Origin of the sequence: Vibrio sp. MOR3 (genome assembly GCF_001557775.1) — a bacterium.
In the GTDB taxonomy this organism is placed as follows: Bacteria; Pseudomonadota; Gammaproteobacteria; order Enterobacterales; family Vibrionaceae; genus Vibrio; species Vibrio jasicida.
The window spans coordinates 250,671-265,937 of sequence record NZ_LNRD01000002.1 but is presented as its reverse complement, the minus strand read 5'-3'; the positions used below and the strand labels follow the sequence as shown (position 1 = coordinate 265,937).

Genomic DNA, 15,267 nt, shown 5'->3' with positions numbered 1-15,267 from the left:
AGTCTGTGCTTGGCTATTTCTACTCGAGTAAAGTGCTGTTCGAGTTAATCGTTATTGGGTTTGCTTATTTAGGCTTGTGGTCTTTCTCTGCCATGGCATTGGCAATGTCCCAACATAGGCGGGCTGCCAATCGAGCGGTTTGACTATCGACGTCATACGTGGGGTTGTACTCGGCAATGTCTGCCAGCATAAGCTTGTTTTTGTAATGTAGGATTCGGTCGAGAAACGGCGAAATGATGTCGTAGCTGACTCCTCTCGCTGCTGGGGCGCTTACACCCGGAGCTGTTGTCGCAGGGAATACGTCCAAATCAATCGTTAGATAGAGGTAATCGCAGTCATCGATAAAGTGCTGTAGCTGCGTTAAATGGTAGCTGTGGTTCATGTAGCAAAGCTGTTTGTCTTCCACATACCAAACGTTGAGTTCGTCCGCTTTCTGGAATAGCGCTTTGGTATTGCTGCTGCGACTGACACCAATGCAAGCGTAATGAAACTTCCAATCATTGCGTTGGCAGAAGTGATGAATTTGATTAAACGGTGTGCCTGAGCTTGGTTTTACATCTGCCAGCGAACTTTCAAAAGCGCGTAGGTCAAAATGTGCGTCGAAGTTGATTATGCCAATCTTTGGCCGCTTTTCTGGGTGATGAGTTTTGAAGTATTCGGCCAACCCAGAAAATGACGCCCATGCGATCTCATGCCCGCCACCTAGGACGACGACAGGTGAATGGGGTAGTGCCTGAGCAACTGTGGCTGCGCATTGCGATTGGCTGCTCTCTAGTAAGTCGTCTTCGCAAACGACAGTACCGAGGTCGTAAAGCGGCGCATTTTGGTGCCAAGTGAGATTGGCTAGGGCACGACGGATTAAATCCGGTGACTTTTTCGCGCCAATACGGCCTTTATTTCTGGCAACACCCGCATCGGTAGCAAAACCAAGGATCGAGACGCCTTCGCTTTTGCTCGGCAACTCTTCGACAGAAATATTTTTAATCACGTGGTGAACGCGTTTACCCAGTTCTCCATCTTCAGCATCATGACGACCTTGCCAGTGAAATGGAGCGGTATGCAGATCTGATTGAGCCATGTCACAGTCCTCCGTGAGAGACATATTCACCATTGACTATACGACCTACCAAACGTTTTGCGCCGACTTGGTAACTGAGGTCTGCTGGGTGTTCGATATCCCAGATTGAGAAGTCAGCGTCATAACCGACTTCAATCACGCCACGAGATTCCCCATAACCTAATGCTTTTGCTGCGTTTTGAGTGACGCCACGCAGTGCTTCTTGAGGTGTTAAACGGAACAGAGTGCAAGCCATGTTCATCATCAGGGTTAAATCTGCGAATGGTGACGTGCCAGGGTTGATATCCGTCGCTATCGCCATTGGCACCTTGTGCGTTCTAAGCAAATCGATAGGTGGTAATTGGGTTTCACGTAAGAAGTAAAATGCGCCAGGGAGCAAGGTTGCCACGGTCGAGGAATTGGCAAGCGCACGTACGCCAATTTCATCCAGATATTCAATATGATCGGCAGAAAGACCATTGTATTGGGCGGTTAGAGCCGTACCACCTAAATCAGAGAGCTGCTCAGTATGACCTTTCACATGCAAGCCATGTTTTTTTGCCGCTTCAAAGACACGCTCTGTTTGGACTAAGTTAAAACCAATCGATTCACAAAACACATCGACGCTGGTGGCGAGCTTTTCTTCTGCCACGAGCGGAATAATGTCATCACAAATATGTTGGATATAATCGTCAGCACGGTCTTTAAATTCTGGTGGAAGTGCATGAGCGGCGAGCAGGGTTGTGGTGATTTTGACTTTGCGCTCTTGCTCTAAGGCTTTCGCTGCTCGCAGCATCTTGATTTCATCAGCTAGCGTGAGACCGTAACCAGACTTAACTTCGATAGAGGTAACTCCGCTTGCGAGCAATCCATCTAAACGTGGTAAAGCGAGTTCGATAAGTTGTTCTACAGTGGCGGCACGAGTGGCATGAACGGTAGAGAGAATACCGCCTCCTTGCTTGGCGATTTCTTCATAAGGCACACCATTGAGGCGCATTTCAAACTCGTTGGCTCGATTTCCGGCGTACACAAGATGAGTGTGGCAATCAATCAAACCTGGCAACAAAAGCTTGCTTTGAAGATCAATGGTTTGTTCGTAGTGGTCTGGATTCAAAATGGATTCGGTATGTTCGATATCGTTACCTTGTTCTTTCGTGCTGATGGCGACAATTTTTCCTGATCGAATTCCCACACGAGCAATTGGAGTTGGCAAGTATCCTTGTTCTCTTTCTTGCATGGTTACCAGTCGTGCATTTTCAATCAACAAATCCATTTCCACTCGTCCCAATACTTGCTTGATTAAATGTATATACAAATAAATAGGAGAAAAAAGCATCACTGACAAGACTAATGTTGCTGAAATGTGATCAAAACGAAGAAGTAATGCCTAGTTTACAATAAGATCTTAGAGCTTAATTTGTACTTATTGCCTGGGTGATAAAGTAACGCGGTGCTGACCAGTTTGTCTTGACTCCATGTGCGTCGGTTGAGCAGTAAGCATGGTTCATCAGCTTGCATTTTAAGATCTTGCTTCACGCGTCCATCTGGGACAATGGCTTCTACGGTATGTTCGATGGCGCTAAGAGGGCAGTTATTAGAAAGGTATTGGTTTGGTGTCATGCACGTGAAGTCTTGATTGAGGTAACTTGGTGCATATTGACTGTTCACCCAACGAAGTTCTAGCTGTATTGGTGTGCTATCTTCAAAATGAATGATCTCGCTGTAGAATACGGTAGTACCAAGCATGACGCCCAGTTTGGTTGCGATATCATCGTCCGCTTTGATTGCAATTTGTCGGAGAACTTCACTATGATGCTCTCGACCACGATTGCTGATCTCATCAGCAATGTTACGAATGTCTAATAGGGGAGATTCAGACTTCTCAGCCGGATCACAAACAAAGGTGCCGAGGCGAGGGCGGCGTTGCAGTTTGCCTTCGTTAACTAAGTCTCTAATGGCTTTATTTACCGTCATTCGACTGACTCCGAATTGTTCGGTCAGCTCAAATTCTGTCGCGATGCGGTGTCCAACCATCCACTCTCCCGAATCAATTTTATCGAGGATAAACTGTTTGATTTGCTTATAAAGTGGCGCAGACATAATGACTTCCTTTTAATTGACTATACAAATAGTGCGTAATCTATGTACAAATTGCAAATACCTAAAACTATTCTGTGAATAGATAAAAGGAATTAGTCCGCATTCTTGAGGTCTATTGCTTGCAGTACTTTCATCAGTTGTGTAAACAAAGGCTCTCCACAACAAAATTAATAAAACAGGCAGTCACAAAGGAATTCCATGTTTAAAAAACTAAAAGCATCGCTTGGTATCGGCTCGGCAAAGGTAGATACGATTTTAGATGAGATGAGCGTTTATCAAGGTTCAATATTACGTGGTCACGTCCAAATCAAAGGTGGTGATGTTGAACAACAAATTGATGCCATCACCATCAAACTGAACACGGAAATGAAAGTAGAAGCAGACGACAGCGTTAGTTACCAGACATTCACGATCGATCAATTGAAGGCGGTTGAACCTTTCATCATCCAACCGAATGAAGAAAAACAAGTGCCGTTCGAGTTAAAACTGCACGATGAAACGCCAATTACGGCAGTAAGCGCAATGAAAAACCAGTGTCATGTTTGGGTAGAAACCACATTAGACATCGGTTTTGCGATTGACCCACGCGATCGTGACTACATTGAAGTAAAGCCATTACCCGCAGCATCACGAGTAATTGGCGCCATTGAGCAAGCTGGTTTTACTATGGTTAAAGCCGATGTAGAGAAGGGCTTCTTACGTGGTAATACATTCTCGTCACGTTCGGGTATTTACCAAGAGCTAGAGTTCCGTAATAACGGCTTCGTTTCCACTAAAGAAATCGAATTGTCATTTATATTGGATGGTGCGACGCTCCATTGCTTAGCGGAGATCGACCGCTCATTTAGCATGTCTGGTGATCAGTATCGTTCATTCTCTTTACTTATTGATGCGACAGATTCACAGGTTGCAGCAGCAATCGCTCCGACTCTTAACCTGTAATCGCTTACTCTACGGTTCTCATAAGCTCTGATGGAAGAGGGACACTCACTATCAGAGCTATTTTCATTTTTAGATCGCGTCGACTTTTTTTTCAAAATTATTGAGGCTCTCATTCATTGAACAATGAAGTTTCAGTGACAAATTGAAATCGCTCTTTGCATTCTAAATGTGAGCTAGGTACAATCCCCTTCTCGATATTGGTCCGGTATTCGTGTTACCGAGCGGCCTTTACCGATTCTCGAAAAATCTTCTAATTTGAATAACATGTGTTGCTTGGTGTAAGTAGCAATAATATATCATTCAAAATTCCTCTCTAAAATTCATACCTCTTCACTCCACTTTCTAAACCCTTTATACACAATAGCTTAACCTCTCATACCTATTTCAAGTTATTTCAAGACTTATCCAACAGATTGAACATGTTTTGGTTGCAATCACTTTCATCTTGTACCAAATTTGTACCAATTTTTTGGTACAAATTAATTATGGCAATAACAGCCGCTTGGCTATGTGCCATAGATGAAAACCATACAGCGGGCCCGATGAAGTTAATCATCGTGACGGCCTTGGAATCCGTATTAATCCTAACGAAAAAATTACATGGGTTTACCGTGTCTCATTAGCGAGCAAAACAATTCGCAGAGCTATTCCACCTCTGGAAGAAAAGATCATTCGCAAGTAGATGGCACTACGGTTAAAGCATCATATGATGTTTCCTTCAGTCTTATCACGCTTAGATAAACTAATGGTGGCAAATGTACCTGTAATTTTTGGTAGAAAGCCGCTGATAGAATTGAAGAGCTCGGTTACCAGCGCACAATCAATCAAGATATGTGAAGAAAAGCATGTAATATTTGGGTGTCGATGGGCGTCTGAAACTATGTTAGGGCATAGAGTTCATATTGGCGTTCAAGGCAACTATTTAGATTATGACTATTTAGAAGAGCTCGGTTACCAGCGCACAATCAATCAAGATATGTGAAGAAAAGCATGTAATATTTGGGTGTCGATGGGCGTCTGAAACTATGTTAGGGCATAGAGTTCATATTGGCGTTCAAGGCAACTATTTAGATTATGACTATTTAGAAGAGCAAAGGGATGCCTATGCTCTTTGGTCAAACGTTTTAGGAAACAAAAGCAGTGAGCAACTTAGATCTTCGTCGTTTGATTATCCAGTTAAGTCCTTCAGATTTAGAGCTGTTCTGTATGGAATGGGCAGAAACAAAGCAATCTCGATATCACTCACTAAAAAGATACGCAGGCACCGGTGATAAGGGGCGAGATGTTGTCGGTTATTACTCAGAATATAGACAAGAGGGAGAGTGGGATAACTATCAATGTAAACAATATCAAGCGTCTTTGGGTACTGGTGAAGGCGTTCTTGAATTAGGAAAGATTTTCAGTTACGCGTGTGAGAGAAATATTAGACCACCAAAGAACTATTATTTCGTTGCTCCCAAAGGCGTAAACAGAAACTTACAAAACGCCATTGATAAGCCAAGCGAACTAAAAAAGATGCTTTTGGATAAGTGGGACACGTATTGTAAACCAGTGCTTAATGTGTCTCTCGATGGTGAGCTAAAAAAAACGATAGAAAATTATGATTTTTCAAATGTTCAAGTTATTGATATAGATAATATTGTTACTTGTGGTGATGCAAAGGCTCTTTTGTTCAAGTGGTTTGATGTGGCGTTGCCAGCTCCGCCTCAAGCCGTGGTTCCAAAAGAAATAGAAGAAAAAGAACAAGTTTATATAAATAAGCTTCTTGAAGTATATAGTGAACATAAAAATGTAAACTATCAATATATACATGAGATGGAAGGTGATATTTCAATTTCTTTAGAAATTTACGAGCACAGAGAGAATTTTTTTTGTACGGAAGTTTTTAGTAATTTCTATCGAGATATTACAGCGAAAGAGGTTTTATCCAACTTTGAGAGAGAAATATATAAAGGTGTGTCACCCACTTATAGAAATACTGGGGATCACAAAAGTAGCTATGATAGGCTTTGCAAGGTAATGTCTCAAGCAGCTAATCTAGCGCCTTCTGGAAAACTGTCAATACACGCTAAGATTGAAGTAAAACAAGGATACTGTCATCATTTTATCAATAAAGGGATTTTTGCGTCATGGAAGTTTTAGCAGATTTTAGAAGTGAAAATGTATTTAATACAGAATTAGAAGCTGGGGTAAGGGCTATATGTGTTTTAAATGAAATATATCCAGACACCCTCGACATAGATCTTCTAATTAAATCAGATTATATGATAGTGTACTCGGCGGATTTTGATGGTCCTGAGAGCATTCATCAAAACATTCCTAACAGAAAGTTTGCCTTAGATGTCCGTTATCAAGTGGTAAAAAATGGGATTGATTTGATGAGGAATTACGGCATGATTGAAATTATCCCTACTTCAAAAGGTTTGGAATATAGAGCAACAGAAAGTGCTTCTCCCTATCTTCGTCTAATGATAACCCCATATTCTAAAAAACTAATTAGTAATGCTAATTGGGTTTCTAATTTTATTCGCGCTAAATAAACGTTTGATTGGTGAAATTATTATAATGTCTAAATATAACAGTATATTTATAAACTCAATTAATGTAAGAAGTTCACATAAACCGTTGTCGACTGTGACTTTTGATAAGAGTGTTAAGTTTATAACAGGTGCGTCGAATACTGGTAAAAGTTTTCTTATTTCACTCATTGATTATATGTTAGGCAAGAGTGAGTTGATGGAAAATGAAGAAGTAAAAGAATATCAAACATGTTTTATGCATTTTACTATAGGTGGAGATAAGTATACATCTTTCAGAGATATTAGTTCTGATAGGTTTTTCATATACACTGGGTTTGTCTTTGATAAAAAAAAGGAAGCTTTCCTTGTCGAATGTAAAACGGGGAATTCTAGTGGAAAAGTTAGAAATATAAGCTTGTTTATATTTGAAAAATTAGGTCTGGAAGATGTATATATATGCAGAAATCTAAACGCTGAAAAAGAAAAACTAAGTATGCGAACTCTATCTAAAGTTTTTTTTGCATATGAAAAAGAAATGATTGATGAGTTATCCCCAATACTTGTTGAAGATAAAAGTGATAAGACTAAATTTAGAAATATATTTTCTTTTCTACTGACAGGTATGGATGGGAAAGATTTTAATACTATTAAGAAACGAAAAGAATTTAATAGTGAGAAGAGTGGTAAAATCAGTGCTTTCAGTGAGTTAGTCGAAGAGTTGAAAGTTGAACGAAACTTTCCAGAAGAAAGTTATTCAGAGCTAATGGATAGGCAAGACAGAATTCAAAATTCAATTTCAAAAGAAAAAGAAAAAATAAAGAAAATCACCGAAAAGTTGGATGGTATTATAACCAAAAGGAAAGAGTGTGTTATTAGTCTGGAAAAGGCATCTTTTAGGTTGAGAAATACTAATGTGAATATTTTAAATTTTAATAGTCTTGCGGATTTCTATCTAAAAGATATAGAAAGGTTGGAATCGCAAGAAGAATCAGCTTTTTTGCTAATGCATACTGTGAAACGAGTTTGTGAAAGTTGCAGCGACAAAGAAATTGCCAATATTCGTAACCAAAATGAGTATTTAAATAAACTATCTATAGCTTCAAAAGCTGAAGTTGAAAAAATATCGGCCAAAAGAAGGCAACTGGTTGCAGCTATTGAAACTACAAACGAAAAGAAAGAAATTGCAGAGAAAGAAGAGAAAGATTTACATAAGAAGATTGCTAGTTTAGATGGTATCATTGATGAATTGTCACCCAGTCTAACAACTGTTTCTGATAATATTGATAAATATAATAATGTTCTATCTGGCCTTAAGGAAGATATATATATTGTTGAAAGGATTAATAAGTATGAGGCTAGGATTTCAGAGTCTAAAACGGAAAAGACACCCAAGGCATACAAGACAGAAGAGTTTATTCCAGAAGGCAGTTATTTCAAAAAGTTTAGTGATGTATATAAGGAAGTGTTATTTGAAATTGGCTACTTTAACAAAGAGGATGAGAAGCTTCATGAAGTCGAATTTGATTGTGATATAAATACTTTTGATGTTAGAATTGATGGTAAGCTTAGAGGTAGTAACGGCAAGGGGGTAAGGGCAATTTTTCATGCAGTATTTAAGGTTGCCTTATTGATTTATTGTAGGAGAAATAATTTATTTCATCCTGGTTTAGTTCTAATCGATTCTCCTTTTGTAACATATAGAGATCCTGTAAGTAAGGATTATAAGTATGCTCCTGTTGAAGACGATGAAATTAAACTATCTAAATCTCCAATTAAGGAAAATTTCCTTAATTATCTAGAAAAAATCTACATGTATGGGCAGTTTATTTTTGTTGAAAACGTTAGTATTTCACCAAGTGAGAATGTCGAGGTAGAAACCTTTTACGGTGAAAATGGTGACAATTTAGATTACCGAAAAGGTTTCTTATATTAATTCTATCTAAGCCATCTCGCGTTCTTTCGTCCATGCCATTAATTCTGTGTATGGGCGTCTTACTTTGATGCCGGGAATAATAGTTTTTGGAAAAACTAAGTTAGTTGTTAAGTGCGAAAGGTTTGCTTGGAATGTTGAAATTCGATTCGCGACAGCAGTTGCCCCGATCTTGAATCTGTAATACTCCTAACTTTCCGTTTCTGGAGAGAACAAGTACCGATATCCAAAGGTAAAGGCGATATCGGTACTGTTGTCCATATTTCTTGCGTTCTCAATCGCCATTTCTCCATTAAATAGCGATATCCAATCACAAACTCATTTGATGCATCGGCAAACTCGCTAGGTCCTTCTGTCGAACCTTGATACCAATGATATTCAAGGATGAAGTGGTGATTCCCCTCCAATGCATAGCGATAACCAACCGCAAATGCAGCGGTATTATGTCGATAGGGCAAATCTACCAGTGCACGATCACTGTTTCGAAAGGTCATTCCTACCATCGAGTAGAATACATTGGATACATTGAATCTAAAGGTATAGTTGATTTGTAGGCCTTGCTCAAAGCTAGCGCCTTTGAAGGTGCCGTGCGGAACATCGTTGTAATAGAGACTCCCGCCAATAGACAAACCATGATGTTCATTTTGCAGTAATTGATATTGGAGGTAGGTCGACAGGTTGTTGACTAGTGTTTCGCCTTGGAAGTCTTTCAGTAATATGTCGTATTCAGGCATCGACATATAGAAACGGTTCTTATCAACTTCGTCACGTTCATTTTGTCCAATACCAAATAGGTCATGAAAGCTTTCGGTTAAACCATCTAAATGGTTATTCGCAGCAAAGACCCAGCGATAGTTCAACTCCTATTGCCATTTTTCATTGATTTGCCACTTACCTCCTAACTCGAGTTGGTTGTGGTAATAGTCGAGAGAATAGTCGCTGGTATGAACCCAGACACTCGCAATTGTGCCTGAACCATACGCTTCAACATAGCCGGAAGGGAGGGCATATCCCGAGCGAAGTACGTTAGTGTGGCTGACGACTTGCTCTGGCGATTGAGCATAGGAACGAAGCGGGCCATACAAATCTGACGCACAGATTGCCGGCGCTGATAGGAGTATGGTGCAACTCATGAGCGTAGGTTGCCATCTTAAATCCATCATGATGAGAGCCTAAAGTGAGATTACTCAATAGATTAACTCTAGTCTTATCATATTTTGAATGCTGTTCAATTGTATTAATTCCTCAATCTGTGCTTATCGATGAATTTGCTGTGATGAAGTTTCAATGACATTTTAAAATCGCTCTTTGCATTCTAAATGTGAGCTATGTACAATCCTTGTTCCGATGAAGGTCCGGTATTCGTGTTACTGAGCGGCCTTTACCGATTCTCGAAAAATCTTCTAATTTGAATAACATGTGTTGCTTGGTGTGCAACACCACTGTAAAGGATATAGCATGCCTATTATTACTCTTCCTGACGGCAGTCAGCGTCAATTTGACAACCCAGTTTCTACTATGGAAGTTGCGCAATCGATCGGTCCTGGTCTTGCAAAAGCAACTATCGCTGGTCGTGTAAATGGTAACCGCGTTGATGCGTGTGACTTAATTGAAGAAGACGCAAGCCTTGAGATCATCACAGTTAAAGATGAAGTCGACGGTTTAGAAATCGTTCGCCACTCATGTGCTCACCTTCTTGGTCACGCTCTAAAGCAACTTTACCCGCAAGCTAAAATGGCGATCGGTCCAACCATCGACAATGGCTTCTACTACGATATCGACCTAGAAGAATCTCTAACGCAAGACGATCTTGAAAAGATTGAAAAGCGTATGAAAGAACTAGCGAAGACCAAGTACGAAGTTGTTAAGAAAAAGGTTAGCTGGCAGGAAGCACGTGATACATTTGAATCACGTGGCGAACCATACAAAGTGGAAATCCTAGACGAAAACGTATCTCGTGATGATCGTCCAGGTCTTTACCACCATGAAGAATACATCGACATGTGTCGCGGTCCTCACGTTCCTAACATGAGTTTCTGTCAACATTTCACTCTATTGAATGTTGCGGGTGCTTACTGGCGTGGTAACAGCGACAACAAAATGCTTCAACGTATCTACGGTACGGCTTTCCACGATAAGAAAGCACTGAAAGCGCACCTTACTCGCCTTGAAGAAGCTGCGAAGCGTGACCACCGTAAACTTGGTAAGCAACTAGACCTATTCCACATGCAACAAGAAGCACCAGGTATGGTGTTCTGGCATCACAATGGTTGGTCTATCTTCCGTGACCTTGAAGTATTTGTACGCTCTAAGTTAGACGAATACGGTTACCAGGAAGTAAAAGGTCCACTTATTATGGACCGTGTTCTTTGGGAACGTTCTGGTCACTGGGACAAGTACGCTGATGCGATGTTCACCACTTCTTCTGAAAACCGTGAATACGCACTGAAACCAATGAACTGTCCAGGTCACGTGCAGATCTTTAACCAAGGTCTAAAATCGTACCGTGATCTACCGCTACGTATGGCTGAGTTTGGCTCATGTCACCGTAACGAACCATCTGGTGCACTACACGGCATTATGCGTGTACGTGGTTTTACTCAGGATGACGCTCACATTTTCTGTACTGAGAGCCAAATTCAAGAAGAAGTAACAAATTGTATCAAGATGGTGTACGATACGTACCAAACATTTGGTTTCGACAACATCGTAGTGAAACTGTCTACTCGTCCAGAGAAACGTGTAGGTTCAGATGAAATCTGGGATCAATCTGAAGAAGCATTGAAACAGTCTCTAGAATCAATGGAAATTCCATACGAGATTCAAGAAGGCGAGGGTGCATTCTACGGTCCTAAGATTGAATTCACGCTATACGACTGTCTAGACCGTGCATGGCAGTGTGGTACTGTTCAGTTAGACTTCAACCTACCAGGTCGCTTAGGTGCAACTTACGTAGGTGAAAACAATGAACGTCTTGTTCCGGTGATGATTCACCGTGCAATTCTAGGTTCACTAGAGCGTTTTATTGGTATTCTTATCGAAGAATATGCTGGTTTCTTCCCAACTTGGTTGGCGCCAGAACAGGCAATTCTTATGAACATTACTGATAAACAGTCAGATTATGTTCAGGAAGTAGTACAAAAACTACAAAAAAGTGGAATTAGAGCTAAAGCGGACTTGAGAAATGAGAAGATTGGCTTTAAAATCCGCGAACACACTTTGAAGCGTGTACCGTATATGCTTGTTGTCGGTGACCAAGAAATGGAAGCTGGCGAAATCGCAGTACGTACTCGTAAAGGTAAAGATCTCGGCAAATTTAAAGTGGATGATTTCATTGCATACATCCAAGACGAGATTTCAAGCCGTAAGCTCAATCTGGAGGAATAAGCTATTAAAGGCGGAAGACGCGGCCAACAGCCGGTAAAACAAAACCCACACCGTATGAACGGTGAAATTCGTGGCGTTCGTGAAGTTCGACTAACTGGCGCTGACGGTGAATCAGTTGGTGTTGTATCGATTCAAGAAGCGATCGCAGCTGCTGAAGAAGCAGGCATGGATCTTGTGGAGATCAGTCCTAACGCTGAGCCGCCAGTCTGTCGTGTTATGGACTACGGCAAATTCCTCTTTGAGAAGAGCAAATCTGCTAAAGAGCAGAAGAAAAAGCAAAAACAGGTTCAGATTAAGGAAGTAAAATTCCGTCCTGGAACTGATATTGGAGACTATCAGGTAAAACTACGCAACCTGACGCGTTTCCTTGAAGAAGGCAACAAAGTGAAGGTAACAATTCGCTTCCGTGGCCGAGAAATGGCGCACCAAGACATCGGTGTTGACGTTCTTCATCGCTTAAAAGAAGACACTGTAGACTTTGCTGTAGTGGAATCTTTCCCAAGTCGAATCGAAGGTCGTCAGATGATCATGGTTCTAGCCCCTAAAAAGAAGTAATTAACGGCTCATCAAGTAATTAAGACCTAGCCGTTTCCCTTTTAAAGGTAAGCGGTTGGGTTTTGTTCGCCCTAATTACGTTGTTTATTAAACCTACTCAATGCGGAGTTATTCATCATGCCTAAGATGAAAACCAACAAAGGTGCTGCTAAGCGTTTTAAGAAAACTGCTGGTGGTATTAAGTACAAGCACGCTACAAAACGTCACATCCTGACTAAGCGTACTACTAAGAACAAGCGTCAACTACGTCCAAATGCAATTCTTCCACGTTGTGAAGTTGCTGCAGTTGTTCGTATGTTGCCATACGCTTAATTCTTTATAGTTATCAATCGTTTAGTTTAGGAGAAGCATAATGCCTCGCGTAAAACGTGGTGTACAAGCTCGTGCACGTCATAAGAAAGTTCTAAAACAAGCTAAAGGTTACTACGGTGCACGTTCACGTGTTTACCGCGTAGCTTTCCAAGCAGTTACTAAAGCTGGTCAATACGCTTACCGTGACCGTCGCGCTAAGAAACGTCAATTCCGTCAACTATGGATTGCACGTATCAACGCAGCATCTCGTCAAAATGGTCTATCTTACAGCCGTTTCATCAACGGTCTTAAGAAAGCATCTATCGAGATCGACCGTAAGATCCTAGCGGACATCGCAGTATTCGATAAAGCAGCATTTGCTGTTCTAGTTGAAAAAGCGAAAGCTGCTCTTTAATTAGCAGTTTAGGATTAAGAAAAGGAGAGCATTAGCTCTCCTTTTTTATTGCTTTCTGTTTCCCCTACCATAGACTTTCCCGTTTCCCGTTTCCCGTTTATATCCCAACTCTTACCAAATAAGTTGCTCCAATGGCTGATTTGTTATTTTGCCTCAACTCATCAAGTCATGGATAAGGAGCATCTGTGTTACCGAGCTATTGGGAATATCGCGTTAAATCATTCTGTTATCTACTTATGGTAGGGTTTATTAGGATTACAAACAAAAAAGGATTAGAAATGGACATTCGACAACTACAAGCGCATATAAAAGAGTTTGATCACGACCCGGAACAGAAACAGCATTATTTCCTCAAACTGATTGAAGAAGTGGGTGAGTTGTCTGAATCGATTAGGAAAGACGCCACTGGACAACCGACAGAGGACACAATTAAAGGAACAATCGCGGAAGAACTCTACGACGTACTCTATTATGTTTGTGCATTAGCCAATGTTTACGAAATAGATTTAGAAAAAACGCACGAAGTGAAAGAGATACTGAACAAACGAAAATACAACCGCTAGGGAAGGGGAGTCAAAATGGTTCAACGCATCAGTTACGAATTTTTGCCGCAAATTGCTGGTCCTTATGTCCATGCGGCAAGACATTGTGAGACCTTGTATGTTTCCGGGTTGACAGCAATGGGCTCACCGAGCCAAAGTGAAAATCTAATCGAGCAAACAAAAACGATTCTGTCTTACTTATCGAAAATACTTGCGGAAGAACAAAGAGAGAAACGTGACCTCATCAAGCTGACGATATTTATAACCGATATAAACCAACTGTCAGAGATTCGCTCGGTATTATTCGACTTCTATGAGGGCTATTTACCGGCTTGTTCATTAGTCGAGGTGAGCCGTTTGATTCACCCCGACTTATCTATTGAGATTGAGGCAGTCATCTCATCTGAAGCATTATAGAGAGGCTTTAATGAAAATAAACCGCTTGGATCACCTTGTACTGACAGTTAAAGACATTCAAACCACACTGGATTTCTATATACAGGTTCTCGGTATGGAAAGTGTTACTTTCGGTGAAGGACGAGTAGCCTTGATTTATGGAAAGCAAAAGATAAATCTTCACCAACTAGGGAACGAGTTTGAACCTAAAGCACGTCAAGTTGCTTCTGGCAGTGCTGATTTGTGTTTTATTACAGACACACCTATCTTGGATATTATCTCTCACCTTGAAGCTCATGCTATTGAGGTAATTGAAGGGCCTGTTCAACGGACCGGTGCAATTGGTAACATCCTATCTGTTTACATTCGAGACCCAGATGGTAACTTGATTGAGTTATCTAACTACCTTACTGAGGCTTAACATGATTTATTCAACAACCGAGACGATTCCAGGACGAGAAATCGCTGAGATAAAGGGTGTAGTAACGGGGAATGTGGTTCAATCTAAACACATTGGCCGAGACTTCATGGCTGGTCTAAAAAGTATCGTTGGCGGTGAGATTCGCGGTTATACAGAAATGATGACTGAAGCTCGAAATATCGCGATTCAGCGTATGGTCGAAGATGCAGCGAATATGGGTGCTGATGCGGTGGTTGGCATCCGTTTTACAACTAGCTCAATTGTTGATGGTTCTTCTGAAATTCTTGCGTTTGGAACGGCTGTGAAGCTCGTATAGTCGAAGAGGCTTTTGTCGTTTTAATACAGTGCAGATTGTTTTTTCGTTCGCTATTTTTTAGCTCCCCCTTGTGTGTCATTCATGTCGGTGAGTTTGTCTCGCCATCTAGTACGAAAAGTCTGTCGACGTTGTCAATAAGTCCAAGACAACGTCGTTCCTAATTGGGTTCCTCTTCCTATCGTTTATATGCAGATCACCATTTCTAGGTATTTATTGTATCCATTCGTTGCTTTGAAATTTTGACTAAAGTGACTTCGATCGCACTGCGCTGCTAAACCTAATTGTGTTCACGAACCATCAGTCCTGCTGAATAATTATGCCTTTTTTGATGAATTGTTTTTAGGGCAAATGTTCTAACGCATAATGCTTGTTTGAGTCGTAAACTCTCGCCATATT

15 protein-coding genes and 2 pseudogenes are annotated in these 15,267 nt (G+C 40.9%); 13 read left to right on the top strand and 4 right to left on the bottom strand.

Features of this window, described 5'->3' with window-relative positions; all coding sequences use genetic code 11:
* Window positions 1-64: 64 nt before the first annotated feature.
* The 3 genes from hutG to hutC all read right to left on the bottom strand — a co-directional run bounded on the left by hutG (window position 65) and on the right by hutC (window position 3,157).
* Window positions 65-1,078 carry a formimidoylglutamase gene (gene hutG, locus ATB76_RS05830; RefSeq protein ID WP_061034857.1) on the bottom strand — a complete coding sequence of 338 codons (1,014 nt, stop codon included), beginning with the start codon at window positions 1,076-1,078 and terminating at the stop codon, window positions 65-67.
* A gap of 1 nt (window position 1,079) precedes the next feature.
* Window positions 1,080-2,330 carry an imidazolonepropionase gene (gene hutI / locus ATB76_RS05825; RefSeq protein ID WP_061034856.1) on the bottom strand — a complete coding sequence of 417 codons (1,251 nt, stop codon included), beginning with the start codon at window positions 2,328-2,330 and terminating at the stop codon, window positions 1,080-1,082.
* A 119-nt stretch (window positions 2,331-2,449) separates the two neighbouring features.
* Complete coding sequence (gene hutC, locus ATB76_RS05820; RefSeq protein WP_038874710.1) at window positions 2,450-3,157, bottom strand: histidine utilization repressor; 708 nt, start codon at window positions 3,155-3,157, stop codon at window positions 2,450-2,452.
* Window positions 3,158-3,355: 198 nt separating this feature from the next.
* On the opposite strand from hutC, the gene ATB76_RS05815 reads away from it, so the two are divergent.
* The 5 genes and pseudogenes from ATB76_RS05815 (at window position 3,356) to ATB76_RS05795 (ending at window position 8,551) form a co-directional block, all read left to right on the top strand.
* The gene (locus ATB76_RS05815; protein ID WP_061034855.1) at window positions 3,356-4,099 is read left to right on the top strand and encodes a sporulation protein; all 744 of its coding nucleotides are present in this window, start codon (window positions 3,356-3,358) and stop codon (window positions 4,097-4,099) included.
* Between the two features lie 634 nt (window positions 4,100-4,733).
* Window positions 4,734-5,169, top strand: a pseudogene (locus ATB76_RS28885) (hypothetical protein); the annotation flags it as partial.
* A 70-nt stretch (window positions 5,170-5,239) separates the two neighbouring features.
* Window positions 5,240-6,241 carry an ABC-three component system protein gene (locus ATB76_RS05805; RefSeq protein WP_155647549.1) on the top strand — a complete coding sequence of 334 codons (1,002 nt, stop codon included), beginning with the start codon at window positions 5,240-5,242 and terminating at the stop codon, window positions 6,239-6,241.
* On the top strand, window positions 6,229-6,639 hold the full coding sequence (locus ATB76_RS05800; protein ID WP_061034852.1) for an ABC-three component system middle component 2: 411 nt from the start codon (window positions 6,229-6,231) through the stop codon (window positions 6,637-6,639). Before ATB76_RS05805 ends, ATB76_RS05800 begins: the two co-directional genes overlap by 13 nt.
* A gap of 196 nt (window positions 6,640-6,835) precedes the next feature.
* The gene (locus tag ATB76_RS05795; RefSeq protein WP_155647548.1) at window positions 6,836-8,551 is read left to right on the top strand and encodes a hypothetical protein; all 1,716 of its coding nucleotides are present in this window, start codon (window positions 6,836-6,838) and stop codon (window positions 8,549-8,551) included.
* A 186-nt stretch (window positions 8,552-8,737) separates the two neighbouring features.
* Here ATB76_RS05795 and ATB76_RS05790 read toward each other — a convergent pair.
* Window positions 8,738-9,711 (bottom strand): annotated as a pseudogene (locus tag ATB76_RS05790) (DUF3187 family protein).
* Between the two features lie 295 nt (window positions 9,712-10,006).
* Between ATB76_RS05790 and thrS the strand changes: the two are divergent.
* The 8 genes from thrS to ATB76_RS05750 all read left to right on the top strand — a co-directional run bounded on the left by thrS (window position 10,007) and on the right by ATB76_RS05750 (window position 14,871).
* Window positions 10,007-11,935: a threonine--tRNA ligase gene (gene thrS, locus ATB76_RS05785; RefSeq protein ID WP_038868651.1), complete on the top strand. Its 1,929-nt coding sequence runs from the start codon at window positions 10,007-10,009 to the stop codon at window positions 11,933-11,935.
* A gap of 3 nt (window positions 11,936-11,938) precedes the next feature.
* Window positions 11,939-12,490 (top strand): translation initiation factor IF-3, encoded by a 552-nt coding sequence (gene infC, locus ATB76_RS05780; RefSeq protein ID WP_080774336.1) that lies wholly within the window; start codon window positions 11,939-11,941, stop codon window positions 12,488-12,490.
* Between the two features lie 117 nt (window positions 12,491-12,607).
* Window positions 12,608-12,802 carry a 50S ribosomal protein L35 gene (gene rpmI, locus ATB76_RS05775; protein ID WP_009705876.1) on the top strand — a complete coding sequence of 65 codons (195 nt, stop codon included), beginning with the start codon at window positions 12,608-12,610 and terminating at the stop codon, window positions 12,800-12,802.
* A gap of 40 nt (window positions 12,803-12,842) precedes the next feature.
* On the top strand, window positions 12,843-13,196 hold the full coding sequence (rplT, locus tag ATB76_RS05770) for a 50S ribosomal protein L20 (RefSeq protein WP_004727974.1): 354 nt from the start codon (window positions 12,843-12,845) through the stop codon (window positions 13,194-13,196).
* 278 nt (window positions 13,197-13,474) lie between these two features.
* On the top strand, window positions 13,475-13,759 hold the full coding sequence (locus ATB76_RS05765; protein ID WP_061034982.1) for a MazG nucleotide pyrophosphohydrolase domain-containing protein: 285 nt from the start codon (window positions 13,475-13,477) through the stop codon (window positions 13,757-13,759).
* Window positions 13,760-13,774: 15 nt separating this feature from the next.
* Window positions 13,775-14,155, top strand: a complete 381-nt coding sequence (locus ATB76_RS05760) for a RidA family protein (protein WP_038874716.1) — start codon at window positions 13,775-13,777, stop codon at window positions 14,153-14,155.
* 10 nt (window positions 14,156-14,165) lie between these two features.
* Entirely contained in the window at window positions 14,166-14,555 is a 390-nt protein-coding gene (locus ATB76_RS05755; RefSeq protein ID WP_038868647.1) for a VOC family protein, read from the top strand.
* Window position 14,556: 1 nt separating this feature from the next.
* A complete protein-coding gene (locus ATB76_RS05750; RefSeq protein WP_038868645.1) occupies window positions 14,557-14,871 on the top strand; it encodes a heavy metal-binding domain-containing protein in 315 nt (104 codons plus the stop codon).
* The last annotated feature ends 396 nt before the right edge of the window (window positions 14,872-15,267 follow it).